13 protein-coding genes, 3 tRNA genes and 1 pseudogene are annotated in these 17388 nt (G+C 68.5%); 10 read left to right on the top strand and 7 right to left on the bottom strand.

The features are described from left to right. Positions 1-38 precede the first annotated feature (38 nt). From H4W31_RS42880 to H4W31_RS19185, 4 genes are all read right to left on the bottom strand, one after another. Complete coding sequence (locus tag H4W31_RS42880) at positions 39-959, bottom strand: carbohydrate ABC transporter permease (protein WP_318783271.1); 921 nt, start codon at positions 957-959, stop codon at positions 39-41. Then, positions 956-1921: a carbohydrate ABC transporter permease gene (locus H4W31_RS42885; protein ID WP_225945590.1), complete on the bottom strand. Its 966-nt coding sequence runs from the start codon at positions 1919-1921 to the stop codon at positions 956-958. Before H4W31_RS42885 ends, H4W31_RS42880 begins: the two co-directional genes overlap by 4 nt. Positions 1922-2237: 316 nt before the next feature. Further along, the gene (locus H4W31_RS19180; RefSeq protein ID WP_192767918.1) at positions 2238-2819 is read right to left on the bottom strand and encodes a TIGR03086 family metal-binding protein; all 582 of its coding nucleotides are present in this window, start codon (positions 2817-2819) and stop codon (positions 2238-2240) included. A 245-nt stretch (positions 2820-3064) separates the two neighbouring features. Next, on the bottom strand, positions 3065-3667 hold the full coding sequence (locus H4W31_RS19185) for a TetR/AcrR family transcriptional regulator (protein WP_192767919.1): 603 nt from the start codon (positions 3665-3667) through the stop codon (positions 3065-3067). A gap of 304 nt (positions 3668-3971) precedes the next feature. Between H4W31_RS19185 and H4W31_RS19190 the strand changes: the two genes are divergently transcribed. The 5 genes from H4W31_RS19190 (at position 3972) to H4W31_RS19210 (ending at position 8016) form a co-directional block, all read left to right on the top strand. After that, on the top strand, positions 3972-6518 hold the full coding sequence (locus tag H4W31_RS19190; protein ID WP_225945591.1) for a TRAP transporter permease: 2547 nt from the start codon (positions 3972-3974) through the stop codon (positions 6516-6518). After that, positions 6515-7534, top strand: coding sequence for a TAXI family TRAP transporter solute-binding subunit (locus tag H4W31_RS19195; RefSeq protein ID WP_192767920.1), 1020 nt, complete (start codon positions 6515-6517; stop codon positions 7532-7534). The genes H4W31_RS19190 and H4W31_RS19195 overlap by 4 nt, the downstream gene beginning before the upstream one ends. Before the next feature lie 219 nt (positions 7535-7753). Beyond that, positions 7754-7826, top strand: a tRNA-Gly gene (locus H4W31_RS19200). A 32-nt stretch (positions 7827-7858) separates the two neighbouring features. Then, positions 7859-7929: transfer RNA gene (locus H4W31_RS19205), tRNA-Cys, on the top strand. Positions 7930-7941: 12 nt separating this feature from the next. Next, a tRNA-Val gene (locus tag H4W31_RS19210) sits at positions 7942-8016 on the top strand. 578 nt (positions 8017-8594) lie between these two features. On the opposite strand, the gene H4W31_RS19215 is transcribed toward H4W31_RS19210, so the two are convergent. Beyond that, on the bottom strand, positions 8595-8873 hold the full coding sequence (locus tag H4W31_RS19215; RefSeq protein ID WP_192767921.1) for a hypothetical protein: 279 nt from the start codon (positions 8871-8873) through the stop codon (positions 8595-8597). Between the two features lie 164 nt (positions 8874-9037). Here H4W31_RS19215 and H4W31_RS19220 point away from each other — a divergent pair, with 164 nt between their 5' ends. Then, positions 9038-9406: a hypothetical protein gene (locus tag H4W31_RS19220; protein ID WP_192767922.1), complete on the top strand. Its 369-nt coding sequence runs from the start codon at positions 9038-9040 to the stop codon at positions 9404-9406. Positions 9407-9480: 74 nt separating this feature from the next. Here the strand turns inward: H4W31_RS19220 and H4W31_RS19225 are convergent, their stop codons facing one another. After that, entirely contained in the window at positions 9481-10059 is a 579-nt protein-coding gene (locus tag H4W31_RS19225; protein WP_192767923.1) for a DUF6461 domain-containing protein, read from the bottom strand. A 280-nt stretch (positions 10060-10339) separates the two neighbouring features. On the opposite strand from H4W31_RS19225, the pseudogene H4W31_RS19230 reads away from it, so the two are divergent. The 3 genes and pseudogenes from H4W31_RS19230 to H4W31_RS19240 all read left to right on the top strand — a co-directional run. Further along, positions 10340-10670, top strand: a pseudogene (locus tag H4W31_RS19230) (transposase); the annotation flags it as partial. 409 nt (positions 10671-11079) lie between these two features. Further along, positions 11080-11901, top strand: a complete 822-nt coding sequence (locus tag H4W31_RS19235) for a phosphotransferase family protein (RefSeq protein ID WP_192767924.1) — start codon at positions 11080-11082, stop codon at positions 11899-11901. Between the two features lie 224 nt (positions 11902-12125). Next, the gene (locus tag H4W31_RS19240; protein ID WP_318783272.1) at positions 12126-13328 is read left to right on the top strand and encodes an IS110 family RNA-guided transposase; all 1203 of its coding nucleotides are present in this window, start codon (positions 12126-12128) and stop codon (positions 13326-13328) included. A 547-nt stretch (positions 13329-13875) separates the two neighbouring features. On the opposite strand, the gene H4W31_RS19245 is transcribed toward H4W31_RS19240, so the two are convergent. Beyond that, the gene (locus H4W31_RS19245; RefSeq protein WP_192767925.1) at positions 13876-14205 is read right to left on the bottom strand and encodes a hypothetical protein; all 330 of its coding nucleotides are present in this window, start codon (positions 14203-14205) and stop codon (positions 13876-13878) included. Positions 14206-15265: 1060 nt separating this feature from the next. Here H4W31_RS19245 and H4W31_RS19250 point away from each other — a divergent pair. Beyond that, positions 15266-17353: a serine/threonine protein kinase gene (locus H4W31_RS19250; protein WP_192767926.1), complete on the top strand. Its 2088-nt coding sequence runs from the start codon at positions 15266-15268 to the stop codon at positions 17351-17353. The last annotated feature ends 35 nt before the right edge of the window (positions 17354-17388 follow it).

Raw genomic sequence — 17388 nt, forward strand, 5'->3', positions numbered from 1 at the left:
CTGACCGGTCCGGTGCGGACCGGTCAGGACGCCGGTGGTCAGCCCTTCAGGCCCGAGGTGGCGATGCCCTCGACCAGGTAGCGCTGGAAGGCCAGGAAGAACAGCATGACCGGCACGATGCTCAGCACCGACATGGCGAACATCGGACCGAACGCCGACTCGCTGGTCTGGTCGATGAACAGTCGCAGCGCCAGCGGCAGCGTGTACGAATCCGGGTCGTTGAGGTAGACGAGCTGGCTGAAGAAGTCGTTCCAGGTCCAGATGAACGTGAAGATGGCGGTGGTGACCAGCGCCGGCTTCAGCAGCGGCAGGATCACGTAGCGGAAGGTGAGCACCGGACCGCAGCCGTCGATCTCCGCCGCGTCGTCCAGCTCGCGGGGCAGGCCCCGGATGAACTGCACCATCAGGAAGACGAAGAACGCGTCGGTGGCCAGCAGCTTGGGCAGGATCAGCGGTACGAAGGTGCCGACCAGATCCAGCTTCTGGAAGATCGTGTACTGCGGGATCAGCACCACGTGGTACGGCAGCATGATGGTCAGCAGCGTGAACGCGAACAGTGGCCCGCGCAGCCGGAAGCGGAGCCGGGCGAAGGCGTACGCGGCGAGCGCGCAGGAGACCAGGTTGCCGATCACCGAGCCGATCGCGACGAGCACCGAGTTGCCGAAGAACGTCCAGACGCTGATTCCGGCGATCCCGTCCATCGCGGCGGTGTAGTTCTCCGGGGCGAGCCGGCTGGGCAGCAGGCTGAGGCTGGAGAGGATCTCGTCGGTCGGCTTGATCGAGGTGGCGAGCAGCCAGACCACCGGGTAAAGCAGCAGAGCCAGCATCCCGATGATCAGTACGTGCCAGCCGATTCCCCGGAGCCGGGCGGCCGATGCGCCCGGCCGTCGGCTCGACGCCGGCCGTACGTCCGGCCCGCCGTCGGGCCGAGCCGACCGCCCATCCTGGAGCGTGGTCACCGGTCCTCCCCGGAGTAGAACACCCAGCGGCGCGAGGTGCCGAAGAACACCGCCGTGATGATGGCGATGATGAGCAGGAGCAGCCAGGCCATCGCCGAGGCGTAGCCCATCCGGAACTGGGAGAACCCGCGTTCGTAGAGGTAGAGCGTGTAGAACAGGGTCGAGTTGCTCGGGCCGCCCCGCCCGCCGCTGACGATGAACGCCGGGGTGAACGCCTGGAAGGCGTGGATGGTCTCCAGCACCAGGTTGAACAGGATGATCGGGGAGAGCATCGGCAGCGTCACCGAGCGGAACGTCCGCCATCGCCCCGAACCGTCGACCGCGGCGGCGTCGTAGAGCTCCGTCGGGATCTGCTTGAGCCCGGCCAGGAAGATGACCATCGGAGCGCCGAACTGCCACACGGCCAGGATGATCAGCACGTAGAGCGCGTAGTCGGGCTCGTTGATCCAACCGCCGGTGTCCCAGCCGAAGGCGCCGGTGGCCGAGTCGACCACGCCGCTGTCGGTGAACATCGCCCGCCAGACCAGCGCGATCGCCACACCGGTGCCGAGCAGCGAGGGCGCGTAGAAGGCGGACCGGTAGAACCCCTGCCCGCGCCGGTTGCGGTGGAGCAGGAGCGCCACCGCCAGGGCCGCGGCCAGCTTCAGCGGTACGGAGATCAGCACGTACCCCGCGGTCACCTTCGCCGACGCCAGGAAGCGCGCGTCGTCGGTGAAGAGCCGCTTGTAGTTCTCCAGGCCCACCCATTCAGGACTGGTGAACAGGTCGTAGTCGGTGAACGAGAGGTAGAGCGAGGCGAGCATCGGACCGACGGTCAGCAGCAGCGCCCCGCAGACCCACGGGGACAGGAAGAGGTACGCGATGCCGGATTGGCTCCGGCGCTTTCGGGCCCGGGCCGGGGTCGCGCCGTCGCCAGGATCGGCGGGCCGGGGCGGCGGCCGGTGCAGTGTTCCAGTTGTCATGGTGGACATCCCATCGGCTCGTGGCCGCCACACCCCAGGGGCGCGCACACGTACCTCGATGGCGAGGCTGTGTGAAACCATTCAACAAGCGGCACGAAAGTACCCCCGAGGGGCAGTGCCTGTCAACGGAGGTCCCGTCCTGCCTCGACAGTGTGCGGCGGAGCGGCCCCGTACGCCGGCTCGAATGAATCGGTTCATGCACTGTCCGGCGTGGCCGGAGCACGTACGGTGCCGCCTCCCGGAGCCGTACGCCCCCGGGTCTGTCGCCGGTCCGCGTGGCCCTCCGGCGCGACGAGCACCGGCCGCAGCGCGCCGGTCAGGACCTCGGGCGCCAGCCCGGATCGCGGCCGAACGCGGCCACCAACCGGTCCTGCTCGCTCGCGTCCGGCGCCACCGGTACGCCCGGCTCGACCAGCCCGGCGGCCCGGTACATCGACACCTGGTCGGTGAACCAGCGCGCGCACTCCCGGACAGCCTCGGCGTCGAGCCGGGGTTCGGTGCCGACGGCGACCATCACGTCCCAGCCGTGCACCAGGTGCTCGGCCATCAACTGGTGCAGATACTCCCGGCCGGGCGTGGGCCCGGCCGACAACTCCACCGTGCGGTCCAGTGCGCCGGGCTCGCTGACCGCCCGGTCGGCCGCCTCGGCGGCGTCCCGTGCCGAGGCGGCCGGATCGTCGCCCAGCACGTCGCCCGCGAACCGGTCACCGACCTGCGCCAGCGTCGCACCGCCGAACAGCGGCACCGACCAGCGGTCCTCGCCGACGACGTGGTTCACCAGCGTCCGGACATCCCAGCTCCCGCACGGCGTGGCTGCGGTCCACTGGTCGGCGCCGATCCGACCGACGTGGTCGGCAAACCCGGTCAGGGCACGTCGGTACGTCCGTAGCAGGTCCATCACCCGATTCTGCCCCGATCGGCCGTCCGGCGCCGGAACTGCCCGGAGCGGAACCGGCCGGATCGGCGAGGGATCGGCGGATGGGCGGTCGGCGGGGAATCGGCGGGGGGCCGCTGGATCAGCCGAGGGATCGCCTGGCGGCGCTGCGTCGGCGCGCGGGGTCGAGGTGCCGGATGACGCCGCCGTCGATCGGTGGGGGATCGCTGGGTGGGGGATGGGTCGGTCGAGGAGGGTGTCGGGCGGGCTCAGTCCAGTTGCCCGGCGACCAGGCCGAGCTCGCGGGCCACGGAGAGCCGTACCCACTCGGTGAGCTGGCGCCGGGGGAGTACCCGGTCGTGCACCGCCAGTTGCACGGCGAGCCCGTCGATCAGGGCGTTGATCCGCCAGGCGGCTCCGGCCGGGTCGTCGCAGGTGAAGACGCCGTCCTCGACGCCGGCCGAGATCACCTCGCCGAGCCCCTCGCGCCGACGCAGGTCCAACCGCCGGGACACCTTCTCCAGTTCCGGGGTACGCAGCGACTCCGACCAGCCGTCGATCCACATCGCCCACGACCGGGTACGTCCCGGCGGGGCGTAGAGCCGGAGCAGCTTCTTGAGCTTGACCAGTGGGCTGGCGGTGGACCGGTGCACCACGTCGAGCCGGGCGAGATCCTGCTCAGCGGCATACGCGAAGGCCTGGGCGACGAGTCGCTCCTTCGTGGCGAAGTGGTAGAAGACCAGCGCCTGGCTGACCCCGGCGGCCTCGGCCACGTCGGCCGTACGGGTATTCGCCAGCCCACGCGCCGCGATCACGTCGCAGGCCGTACGCAGCAGCGAATCCAAACGCACCTCGGCCGCACGTCTCGTCACGCGGCTACGTTAGCCCATCCGGGCCAGCACAATAAGCTATCAACACGTCGGATAAGTTACTACCGGGTCAGACTGTCCAGTAGCGCATCAGAAGCGTCACGATGCCCCTGCGGACGCGCAGCCGGCGGACCGGGTCCACGGTGGCGTCGGCGTCGACGACGGCAGGTCCTCCGGAACGGGGTGACGACCGGCTCCGGAGGCCGGAATACCGGCCGGCGCACCACGCCAACCGCCCGGCCCGTGGAGCCAACCGCCCGGCCCACGAAGATCGGCCATGATCGGTACCGCATAGTAGGGTCCGCTCATGCCAGACGGTGTGGCCAAAATCCCTCCGGCGGCGGATGCCGAGCCGGGACCGGCGCCGGGTGAGTCCACCCTGGAACGGCCGGCCGGCGGCTCCGGCCCGCAACCCCCGAACCTGACCCGTGACACAGAGTCGCCCCGTGACGCGGAGTCGACCCCTGGTGCGAAGGCGCGCCATGACGTGGAGTCGACCCGTGGTGCGCCGGTCGCGTTGGCCACCCCCGGTGTGGCCGACGCCCCGGTGGCGTTCGACGACGAGGAACGCCCCGCCCGCCGGCTCACCGGCCCGGTCGACCTCGGCGTCGCGGTGGTCGCGTTCGCCGTCGCGCTGCTGGTGCTGTGGCAGGTGTTCCGCCCGCTGGCACAGGGCAGCCAGTTCTATCTGATCGTCTTCCTGGCCGGCGTACTTCCGCTGGTCTTTCTCGCGTACCGGTCGGGCCTGCGGCTACCGGACCGGCTGACGGGCCGGCTGCCGGCGCGACTGGCGCCACGCGTACCCGATCCGGACGGCCCGCCGGAGCGCCGGCGTGACCTGCCGACGGTGGCCGACTGGCTGCTGGCCGGGCTGGCCCTGGTGGTCTGTCTCTATCCGGTGATCCCGCTCGCGTTCGGGAACGCGGGCGGCGGCTACGACGCCTTCCTCGACCGGCAGGGCCTGCTCGCCCCGGTGGACGTGGTGATGGGCGCTCTGCTGCTGGTGCTGCTGGTGGAGGCCTGTCGGCGCACCACCGGCTGGATCCTGCCGGTGGTCTGCCTGGTCTTCCTCGGCTACGGCTACTACGGCGGACTGCTGCCCCAGACCTGGACGATCGCCCACGCGGGCCTCGACTTCGGACAGATCGTCGACGCCTTCTACAACTCCGGCAGCGGGTTCTACGGCACCCCGCTGGACGTCGCGGCCACCTACATCGTGCTGTTCACCATCTACGGCGCCGTGCTCGACCTCTCCGGCGCCGGACGGTTCTTCGTCGACCTGTCGGTCGCCGCCTTCCGCCGGTCCCGCAGCGCCGCCGGCCGGACCGCGGTCGCCTCCGGGTTCCTGCTCGGCACGGTCTCCGGATCGGGTACGGCCACAGCCGTCAGCGTCGGCGCGGTCACCTGGCCGATCCTGCGCCGGGCCGGCTATCCCGCCGAACATGCCGGCGGAATGCTGGCGGCGGCCGGGGTGGGCGCGATCCTCTCCCCGCCGACCCTCGGCGCCGCCGCCTTCATCGTCGCGGAGTACCTCGAGGTCTCCTACCTGACCGTGCTCGGCTGGGCGGTGATCCCGACCCTGCTCTACTACCTCGGCATCCTGCTCGCCGTCGAGATCGACGCGCGCCGGTTCAAGGTACGGCCGGTGGAGGTGGCCGCCGGCTCGGCGTGGCGGCTGCTGGCCCGGTTCGGCTACCACTTCTCCTCGCTGATCGTGATCGTCGTACTGCTCGCGGTCGGGGTGAGCGCGACCCGGTCCGTGGTCTACGCGACCGGGCTGGCGGTGCTGCTGTCCTTCCTCGACCGGCGCAGTTGGCTGACCCCGCAGCGGCTCTTCGCCGCGCTCTCCGCGGGCGTACGGGGCGTACTTCCGGTCGTGGCGGTCTGCGCGGCGGCCGGCATCATCACCGCCACCACCACGAAGACCGGGCTGGGTGCGCAGTTCGCCTCGCTACTGGTCCGTGGTGCCCAGGCGCTCGCCGACGACCCGACCGTCGTACTGGCGCTGACCGTGGTGTTCGCCGCGGTCGCGCTGTCACTGCTCGGGCTCGCCGTACCGGTCACCGCGTCCTTCATCATCGGCTGGGTGATCATCGGCCCGGCGCTGCTGGCGCTGGGCGTCCCGGCGCCGGCGGCCGCGATGTTCGTCTTCTACTACTCGGTCCTGTCCGAGGTCACCCCGCCCACCGCACTGGCCGCCGTGGGCGCGGCGGCGATCACCGGCGGCCGGACCGTACCGACGATGTGGCAGGCCCTGAAGTACGCCCTGCCGGCCTTCCTCGCGCCGATCGCGTTCGTGCTCACCGGGCCCGGGGAGTACCTGCTCGGCCGGGGCTCGCCGCTGGAGGTGCTCTGGGCCGGCCTGGTCGGCTGTCTCGGGGTGGCGGCGTTGGCGGTGGCGACCGGTGGCTGGCTGCTCGGGGTGGGCCCGGCCGGGCCGGTCGAGCGGGTCCTCACGGCGCTCGCCGGACTGCTGCTGCTCTACCTGCACCCGGTCTCGATCGCGATCGGGGTCGCGTTGATCGTGATCGCCGTGCTGATCGCGCTGGCGCGGCGGCGCGGGACGGTGGAAACAGGTCCGGACGATCCGGCATCGGCAGGTCCGCCGGTCCCGGGCGGTACGACCGGAGGTGGCGGTGTGACCGGCGGCGAGGGCGTGGCCGGAGCCGGCGGTGCGCCCGGCGCGGGTGTGAGCGGAGCCGGCGGTGCCACCGGAGGCGAGGGTGCGACCGGAGGTGGCGGTGTCACCGGAGGCGACGGTGTGACCGGAGGTGCCGGGCCGGGTGCCGGGGCGGAGGACGCCGGTTCGAGGCGGCAGGAGTTCGGTTCGAGCGTGGGAGAGGAAGCGAAATGAAGCGTGCAACGAGGATCCTGGCAGTGGTCACGGCCACCGGCCTGGGCCTGACGGGACTCGCCGGCTGCGGCGGACGGCAGGACGCCGGCACCAGCGACGCCGGTGGCGAGGTCACCTGCGAGGTCGCCACGGAGACCCGGATCGGCATCGCGACCGGCAACGCCACCGGCGTCTACTTCGCGCTCGGCAACGCCTACGCCGACCAGGTCTCCAGCAGCCCGGGCAGCAAGGTGAAGGCGACGGCGGCCGAGACCGGGGCGTCGGTACAGAACATCCAGCAGCTCGTCGCCGGCACGTACGCCGTGGCGTTCTCGCTGGCCGACACGGCCGCCGACGCCGTGCAGGGCACCGGTAGCTTCGAGGGGCAGAAGCAACCGGTGCAGGCGCTGGCCCGGATCCACACCAACTTCACCCAGGTGATCGTGCGCAGCGGCGCCGGGATCAACTCGGTGGCCGACATGCGGGGCAAGCGCGTCTCCACCGGTTCACCGAAGTCGGGTACCGAGGTCATCGCCAACCGGCTGCTCCAGGCCGCCGGGCTCGACCCGGCAAAGGACATCCAGGCCCAACGGCTGGACCTGACCAAGACCGTGGACGGGATGAAGGACGGCTCGATCGACGCGCTGTTCTGGTCCGGCGGCCTACCGACCCCCGGCATCACGGATCTGCTCACCACGGCCAAGGGCCAGGTAACGTTTCTGGACATCACGCCACTGCTGGCTGAGATGAAGAAAATCAACCCGGTGTACGAGGAAGGCTCGATCCCGGCCTCCACGTACGGCACCCCGGCGGACGTCAAGACCATCGTGGTACCCAACTTCCTGCTGGTGAAGGACACCCTCGACGCGAACGTGGTCTGCGTGCTGACCAAGACGCTGTTCGACCGGAAGCCCCAACTGGAACAGGCCAACGCGGCGGCCAAGGAGATCAGCCTGGACACCGCCCGCAAGACCGACCCGGTGCTCCTGCACCGAGGGGCGGCCCAGGCGCTCGACGACCTGAACGCCCCGAAGTAGCCGTACGTCCGCCCGCGCCGCCACCCCTAGAACCCCAGGTTCCTAGGAAGCTCTAGGGGTGGCGGCGCGGACGTCTGTCCGGCCCTGGGCTTGGTTGCCCGGATCGGGCCCCACCGACGGCACGGAACCCCTGCTGACCAGCCTGTACGCCCCCGAGTTGGCATCTGTTCGTGGCCTCGGCTAAAGTTCTCATCCGTCACCAGGAAACACCGGAGACAAGCGGACGTAGCGCAGTTGGTAGCGCATCACCTTGCCAAGGTGAGGGTCGCGGGTTCGAGTCCCGTCGTCCGCTCGGAGATGCCGCCACAAGTCGGGGGCTACCTCGGTGGAGTGGCCGAGAGGCGAGGCAACGGCCTGCAAAGCCGTGTACACGGGTTCAAATCCCGTCTCCACCTCGGTATCAACGAGGGCGATTGGCGCAGTGGGAGCGCGCTTCCTTGACACGGAAGAGGTCACTGGTTCAAACCCAGTATCGCCCACCAGTTATATATGCAGGTCAAATGGCTCGTTACCGGATCTTCGGTAACGAGCCATTTCGTAGTTGCTCCTTACGGTGGGAGCAAATTGGGAGCACATGATCATCTACGGCGGCCCAGCGGCGGGTCCGAGCGATGGATGACGTCGTACCGGTCGGACTGGCAGCAAGATGATCGCCGTCGTCGGGCGTTGGGCCACGTTGACGGGTCCGTGGTCGGCGGAGCCCTTAACGGCTTCCGTGAGGGTCCGTCAACCGGACCAGCGAACTGGGTGATCAGAGAGCCTCACCACGCCTACTCCTGAATCTTTCGGCTACGGCGTGGGCTGCCTTCCGCGGCACCTTGCCACAGCCGGTGACACTGGAGCGCAGCGTCAGCTGGTACAGCTCCTGCACCGGTTCAGTTAAAGAACAAGCCCGGCGCGAGACCGGATCGCACAGCAGGCGGCTGAGTACATCGTCGGGATCTTTGCTCCCCAAGCAGCAGCGGCTCGTCAACCAGTGCGGCGCCACCCTCATCTACCCCGGCCGGGTGTCACAGAGCATCCAGCTGAGCAACACGAGCTCGGCCTGGACGGAGAGCTCTCACGTGGAGATGATCGCCCGTACCGGCCAGGTCTCCAGCCTTCTGGTCCAGCTCACCGCCGCCTGCTCGGCACCGTGCACGGTGCCGCAGTCCGACGCATGGGGAGTCGAGTCACTGACGTATCTCGAACTCGAATCTGGCGAACTCCGCTTCTCCGGCAACCCTTCAAGCGGTAGCACGACCTCCATCATCCCGACGTGGACGCTGACCGCGACCGCACCGGGAGCGATCCCGATCATCCCGTCGATTAACTGGCGGCTGCCCGACGTCCTCACCATCCGCTGTGATGCCATGATTGGCTCAAGGTCCGGATGTGTGGTGCGGTCCTATATTCCGACCCTGCTGCTGTCCTACTCGACCGACGGCGCCTCGGCCGTCATGATCGCTGGGCCAGCAATACCTCACGGACGGGTGGGGCTACGAGTACGGCGGCGGAGCCCCGTTGCGCCGGCTCGCCGACGAATCGCTGCAACGCACCAACCGCAACATCATCTGCGACTCGACGTTCGTACCACGGCCGGCGGAGGTGCCAGAAGACTCCTGCGACGAGTTCCCGTTCGCCGCCACCTACGAAAGTGGCGCCATGCTCGGTCTGACCGGAGCCCAGTGCGCCGAGGTGCTGCCGTACATCGACGATGTCACCGGCACCTGGGACGTGCGCTACCTCAAACCGGTCACCGGCAGCGAACGCTGCGTACGCGGCCACGTCAGCCTGGCAAGCAACACCGACGTCGGTGGGGACCTCGGCCGGCTCACCACCGCCCAGCGGCTCCTCGACCACGAGGAATACTGGATCGGCATCACAAGCTAGACCTCGGTGCGGTGCGGTGCGGTGCGGTGCGGTCCGGTCCGCTCCGGGCCCGCCACCGGCCCGGACCGCACCGCCTACAGGTTGAGCCAGTCCGACAGCAACGGCCCCTCGATGTCGCCTGCGGCGAGGCGCACCCCGGTCAGCTGCGACAGCAGCGCAAGCGCGCGCAGGACCGGGCTCACCTCCCCGTCACCAGGCATCGGCCGATCAGGATCTAACCCAACCAGACGTTGCTGGTCAACCAGCTCATCTGGGGCGCTACCGAGACGCACATGCGCTATGTCCGGCTCGAAGCCGACCACGACCTGTCCATCTCGCGCATACCCGAAAAAGGCCATCGCCGAGGCCGACTTCCAGACCGTAACCGCCTCACCGGATGTGGACAACGTCCGCAGCAAGTCGAGCTGGCCGACCTCTACCCCATCCTCCTGAAAGGCAAAGCTCCAATCCCCCGCCGAGCCGACCCGGACCACGGGCTCCGCTACGCCGAACTCCTCAACCGCCGCACCGCGCTCTAACACGGCGGACACCTCCGGATCAAACCCCAAATCGTCGGCCAACCGCCGCACGTCACGGCCGCGCACCACGGTAAGACAGAAGCCAACCGAGAGTAACGGCTTGACCCACCCCCAGCCGACCAACGCTTCGGACAACCAAGGACCCAAAAACCCACGCTCCCGTCCCCGTAGTCCTCCCCTATCCTTACCATCCCGATCTACCTGCCACGGCGGTTAGGGCTCGGTCCCGGGCCGACCGCGACAACCGGTAGCACCACCCGCCCCGACAGCCCACGACACCGAAAGCCCCGATGGCCGCCCCCCACGACCACACCCAGACGGCAGCCGATTCCCAGGAAGTCCTCCACGGGTCTGTGGATCGAACGGTGTTCCGGCCTGACACGCCAGGCGTGTGCCTGGTGAGGAGGGTGCCGTGATGACCGCGACACTGAATAACGTGACCCCGAGGAAGGCGAAATCCGAGCCGTCGGCGGAGGCGAAAGCCGCTGCCGAGTTGGTGCGGTTGGCCAAGGAGCAGGGCCTGCCGTTGACAGGTCCGGACGGTCTGCTCAAGCAGTTGACCAAGACGGTCCTGGAGACCGCGCTCAACGAGGAGATGACCGAGCACCTTGGCTATGAAAAAACATGATCCGGCGGGCGTCGGCGCTGGCAACATCCGTAACGGCAGCCGGCCGAAGAGCGTACTGACCGACGCCGGCGGGCCGGTCCAGATCGACGTGCCCCGGGATCGAGCCGGGACGTTCGAGTACTAGAGGACTCGGGCACGGTTCGCTGGGCCGACAAGCACGACATATTCCGGGCCGCCGCGACTGTCGTTGCGCTACACCCGGCGGTGTTCCACGGTCTGCTGGCCGGCTATCACGCGGTCTACGGCGACCTTCAACCAGCGGAGGCGCTCACTCTGCTGGAGCACCTGCGCCTTCCGGCCGACGCCGAAGGTGTCGCCCAGCTACGGACAGTCTTACGCAAGGGCGCCAAAAACCACTAGGACGACCCCGGCCTCTGGAACGTCCAGTAGCGCCTGCATGTCCGCAGCTTGCTGAACATGATCGGAATCCCGGTTCTCGACAGATCCGGGTGTAGTCGCCGTCGCTCTAGTTTCCTGACGCAGACCGAAATACGGCTGCGCCGAAAGCGCTGAGTTACGGTGCTCCGATGCAGGCGAATGCGGCCCAGCGGGCAACACAGGCAGCCATGTCGATCGCCTCATCGCTCGGCCTGACCGCCTACGACGCCGCCGTCCTGCACAACTCGAACAAGCTCACCCTGCGTCTGCAGCCCTGCGACGTGGTGGCGCAGGTGGCACCGGCGGCGCACCAGTGCGCCCAGCTTGAAGTGGATACCGCTAAGCGACTGTTCGAGGTCGGGAGCCCGGTGGCCGCGCTGGAAGCGCCCGAGGTCTTCGTCTGGGACGACTACGTGGTTACTCTGTGGACCTACTACCAACCGGTGACTACTCAAGCGATCCCATCCGCGGACTACGCCGGAGCGCTCGGACGTCTGCACGCCGGAATGCGCCGGGTCGACCTGCGCACCCCGCACTTCACGGACCGGGTTTCCGAGGCCCAGACGCTCGTGGTCGATCACGACCGGACGCCGAAGCTGGCCGACGCGGACCGGATCTTTCTCGCCGGCACGTTGGACCGCCTGCGCCGAGCGGTCAGCGATAGCGGCCGGCCCGAACAACTCCTGCACGGCGAACCTCACCCGGGCAACCTGCTCTCGACCCCGATCGGTCTGCTCTTCATCGACTTCGAGACGTGCTGCCGGGGGCCGATCGAGTTCGATCTGGCCCACGCACCCGACGAGGTCGCAGACCTCTACCTGGGCGTCGATCACCACCTGCTCCGAGATTGCCGGACCCTCATGCTGGCGATGATCACTACGTGGCGCTGGGATCGCGACGACCAATTCCCCGACGGCCACAGCCTCGGCGTCGAGTGGCTGAGCGATCTCCGGAGGGCGACGGCTCGGTAAATCACCGAGCCCCGTCATCGGCTGCTTGTTTCATTGCGGTAGGACCGTAGCCCGGCCAGGCTTTGGTCCAGGTGCCCGGGCTGTCGCTCTCACATCGGCTGCCCACGCTGGTCGTGTGGCTCTCATTTGGCCTGCGCAGTCCCGGGCGCCGCCAGGGCGGGGAGAGGCTCGAGAGGGGTTTGCGTAGCTCGAAGCAGCGTTGCCCTCCCGGCTCGACAACTCAGGTGGATCGAGCATCGGAGGACGCGTTGAAGGTCACGTCGGATCGTGTGGTCATCGGTATGGACCCGCACAAGCGCTCTGCCACGATCGAGGTCATGGCCGGCGACGAGACCATCGTCGGCGGCGGCCGGTTCGACACCGGTCGGGACGGCTACGCGGCGATGAGACAGTACACCGGCCAGTGGCCGGTCCGGGTGTGGGCGATTGAGGGTTGCCAGGGCATCGGCCGGCACATCGCCAACCGGTTGTTGGCCGACGGTGAGCAGGTCGTCGACGTCCCGCCGAAGCTGTCCGCCAGGGCGCGGGTGTTCGCGACCGGCCAGGGTCGCAAGACCGACGCCACCGACGCCCACTCCATCGCGCTGGTCGGCACCCGGATGGCCGGATTGCGTCCGGTCGTCAACGATGAGCAGCTCGCCTTGCTTCGGATTCTGGTCGACCGTCGTCGGTCGCTTGGTGAGGACCACACCCGGATGGTGTCCCAGCTGCACCAACTGTTGCTGGAGCTCATACCGGGCGGCGCGAAGAAGAGCCTGTCCGCCGCCCAGGCCAAGGCACTGCTGGCCACGGTCCGGCCCCGTGACGTCGTCGGCAAGACCCGGCGCCGGGTCGCCGCGGAACTGATCGGTGACCTCGAACGCGTCTACCGCCGCACGAAGGAAGCCGACAAGGAACTGAAAGAGCTCGTGGCTTCCACCGGGACCACGCTGATGGACCTGCACGGCATCGGACCCTCCGGCGCCGCCCGACTGCTGGTCGAGGTCGGCGAGGTCACCCGGTTCCCGAACCGGGCCCACTTCGCCTCCTGGAACGGCACCGCCCCCATCGACGCCTCCTCCGGCGAACAAGTCCGCCACCGGCTCTCCCGCGCCGGGAACCGGCAGATCAACCGAGTCCTGCACATCATGGCCACCGTCCAACTACGCAACCCCACCGAGGGCCGCGCCTACTTCGACCGGAAGAAGACCGCCGGGAAGACGTCGATGGAAGCGATGCGGGCGCTGAAACGACGCCTGTCCGACATCGTCTACCGGCAGATGATCGACGACGCCACGGCCGGCCAGGTGACGGGCCCGGGAGGACAACGAGGAACGACTACTGACTCCAGCGTGACCAGCTCACATCCCCATGCCGGCTCTTCGGAGAAGTCACTTCCCGGACCCGCCGCCACCCAGCTTAGAACCCCGCTCCCGACGATGGCTTGACACAGAGGGGAGCCATGTCCGGTCGTCGAGCCGATACGGGGGGCCGGCCACCGAGCGTGACGGCTTCGGCTGGTGGTGACGCGCGCGGTCGGCGGCTTGTCAGTGCGCCTCGAGTCGGATTTCCCTCGGATCGTGGGATGGCGTGGGGGGGGCAGATTGGGAGCGGGGCCGCGCTCCCAACGGCACTGAACGGCGCTCAACGGCCTTGACCTGCACGTATTGTCCCTCGCCCGACCTGCGGGTCTTTTGTCGTTGCTGGTCAGAGCGTTGCGGTCCGTTCCTTGACACGGAAGAGGTCACTGGTTCAAACCCAGTATCGCCCACCAGTTATACATGCAGGTAAAATGGCTCGTTACCGGATCTCCGGTAACGAGCCATTTCGTAGTTGCTCCTTACGGTGCGAGCAAATTGGGAGCACATAATCATCTATGGTGGCCCAGCGGCGGGTCCGAGCGATGGATGATGTCGCGCTCTGGCTGACGTCTTCCTGCGTGTTCCGCCAGGAGAGCCGCGCTCCTTGACCGCTGGGTGTCATCCGCATCCCGCATCACCGCACGGATGCCCCTTGCTGATGTGACTGATGGCCCACACCACGCGTGCCGGTCGCGGCCAGGCTGCTCAGCGCGAGGGTGTCCCAGGCAGTGATCTCCGTGCCCACCTCAGCCCGGTGGTGCGAGGAATGGACAGCGTCGCGGGTCCAGGGCTCCCGGTACCGCACTACGGGCACGAGTTCCAGTCCAACGTCTGCGGTTCCCCACTTCGCCTCGGTCTCGTCGGCGACGACAAGAGTCGGGCGGGCGTCGGCGGCGAGGAGTTCGTTGATTGCGAAGTCGTAGGTGTCGCCGAGGTCGGCGGCGGCGGCGAGGTCGATCACCACCGTGGCGAGGTATGAGGCATTTGTCTTCGGGTGGTGACATGCCCCAGTTCCGCCCCGAGCAAGGCGGTGACCTCGTCGGTGGGGGTGGCGGTCGTGTTGGACGGCACCGACCACCGCAGCCACACCGAGCAGGACACCGCGATCGGCGACTACATCCGATGGCGCAACCGCCGAGCCCAACCCAAGTCCGGATTCGCCATCAACTCCAAGATCCGACACCCGGATTACCCGCTCAGGACTGCATAACGCGGCACTAGGACACCCCGACCCTCCACCGGCATCGGCTCAGCACCTGGTGAGACTTCGCTGGTCTGGGACAGGCTGGCGGTGACCACCGTGTCGAGCGGGAGACCAGCCGAGGCCGCGACGGTGACTGCGGTGCCGATCATCCGTGGCGGATCGAACCAGCACGGCGGCGAGGGCCGCCGTGGCATCGTCGCTGTGTTGACTGGTGCGGGCGAGAGTTATTGCCAGAGATCGGGCTCGGGCGTTGTCGTGCGCGGCGGTAGCGCGGTCAGCGTGTCGGTGAGCGCCGGAGGCCTGGGAACGGTTTGCGCAGCGAGTCGCTCCAGCAGCACGGCCGGCAGGTGCGGTGCCAGTCAGGCCGGTCCCTGTTGCTTCCGATAGACACCCCGCAGCCGGTGAGTTGCCCGGCCCGCTCCCGGCACCACCAAGCCCGGGCCAAACCAGCCACTATCGACGATGCGATCAACTCGTTGATCGACCAGCTGTCGGCGTACTGGCCCAGGCGCAGAGACGGGTACGACTTGACGGTAAACAGCTGCATCGGGGTCAGCCTGAGCTTCTGCTGATCGGCTGCCTCGACGCCGCGGGCCCGGCCGACGGTTCTAGGTGGTGACGGTGCGTAACGAGCGACCGCCCGACGACGTGTGGCTCAGTTTCCGCTTCTGCCGAAAGTAGTGCGTCGGACCGTCGTCGGCGCTCCTTATAGAGACGATGCGGGGACAGCGCTCAACGGGCGATTGCTTCGTTTGATGGGAAGCCATCTCGTGAGCATCGAGACCAGGGGGTCGAGCGGGATGCCGCTATCCTGCCCCGTGTGACCTCTCCAATGATGCCGAACGATCCGCGGCGGCTTGGTAACTATGAGCTGCTCGGTCGTCTTGGCGAGGGCGGCATGGGCACCGTCTTTCTTGGACGCTCGCCGGATGGCCGGCTGGTGGCGGTCAAGATGTTGCGGGCCGAGCACGCTTGGGACACCGAGTTCCGGGGGCGGTTCCGCAGCGAGGTCAACCGGGCCCGCGAGGTGCCCGGCTTCTGCACTGCGGCGGTGCTCGACGCCGACCCGGATCACGAGACGCCGTATCTGGTGGTCGAGTACGTCGACGGGCCGAGTCTCTCCGAGGTGATCCGGGAGCGGGGGCCGCTGGACGGCGGCACGCTGCACAGCGTGGCGGTCGGGGTGGCCACGGCGCTGGCGGCGATCCACGGCGTGGGGGTCATCCACCGGGACCTGAAGCCGCAGAACGTGCTGTTCTCGCTGGGTACGCCCAAGGTGATCGACTTCGGGATCGCGCGGGCGGTCGAGATGACCAGCCGGCATACCAAGACCGACCAGATGGTCGGCACGGTGGCATACATGGCGCCGGAGCGGTTCGACAACGACTCGGATCGCACGGTGGGGCCGGCGGCTGACGTGTTCGCGTGGGGTGTGGTGGTGGCTTACGCGGCGACCGGACGTACCCCGTTCTGGGCGGATTCCCCGGCCGCCACGGCGGCTCGCATTCTGACCCAGCCGCCCGACCTGACCGGGCTCGGCGGGTCGTTGCGTGACCTGGTGGGCCGCACGCTGGCCAAGGATCCGACCGAGCGGCCGACCGCCCATCAGCTGCTCGACCTGCTGCTGGAGGCGGAGAGCGGGGGAGCGCTCGCCCAGCGGCCGGAGCTACTCAAGGCCGCCGAGGCGGCACAGCACACGGGTCGGGTGCGGCCTTCCGGCGTACGCGAGCCAGCCGCACCCGTTCGTCGGCGGGTGAGCCGCCTGGTGGCCGTGGCCGCGGCGGTGACCGTCGTGTGTGCCAGCATCGGGTTCGCGTTGTTCCGCCACCAACTCGATGGGGCGCTGGCGTCGTTCGTGCCCAGTACGTCGCCGTCGGCGTCGCGGCCCGTGGCGTCGGCCGCGCCCAAGTCGACGGTGGCCGTCTCGGGCAAGCCCCGGATCCAAGGGCCGGGGGTGTCCGATCGGCTCGACCGGCGCGGCCTGTGGAAGGCCGACCGGGCTGCCGACAGCGCCGCCGGATGGTGCACCTTCGACGAGCGGATGCTGGCGACAACCCACATGTCCACCCTCTATCAGTGCAAGGGGCCTAAGGACTCGTTCGCCGGCGACCAGACGATCGCGGTCGACGTCGGCATCGTCACCAAGGGCGCCTGCGCGGTGATCTGGTTCCGGTTGGTCGACCAGCGCGGTTACGTAGCCTCGTTCTGCGAGAACGAGATCCGGCTGGGGATCGACGAGAGCTCGGGAAATGGGTTCAACTCGGAGCAGCGGGTCGCCTCGAGCGCGTTTCAGGTCGGGCAGACGCACCGGACCGGCATCACCGTGCACAACGGCACGGCCCAGGTGACGGTCGACGGCACGCCCGCTCTGAGTATGCCGGTCACCGACCCGCAGCTGGTCGCGGGCCGGGTCGTGCTCGGGGTGCTCAACGACGCGTCCGAGGGGGACGCCGCAGTGGCCTTCGCGAACGTCGATCTGCGGTCGCCGCTGGTGGGTCAGCCGGCGCATTTCACCGATCCGGCCACCGGGTCCAGCCAGTCGATAGTGGAGCTTTACTCGTACGATCCGGTCGCGCACTCCGCCGTGGCCCAGCCGGTGCTCGTGATGGACAGTGCGGACTACTGCAAACAGTTCAAGATCGACTCGGACGATATCAGGTGCAGCGATCCGTTCCAGATCGTCGAGAGCCACACGAAGGTGACGATCCCGGTCCGGTCCGCGCCGAAGCTGACGTCGTGGGAGAACGTCGGTGGCGGGGACGGCATCGTCTCGGTGCGCGCCGGCGCCGGTCACTCCATCTCTGCGTCCAAGTTCACAAAGTGGCTGGCCGGGAAGCAGGGTGGCCTGGTCGCGGTCACCACCACCAACGGCGAGGTCACCACGCTGACCAAGATTGACAACCCCTGACCCGGTTGCGTCGCGGTCCCGGTCACCAGCGCGTC

It is taken from the genome of Plantactinospora soyae (assembly GCF_014874095.1).
Lineage (GTDB): Bacteria > Actinomycetota > Actinomycetes > Mycobacteriales > Micromonosporaceae > Plantactinospora > Plantactinospora soyae.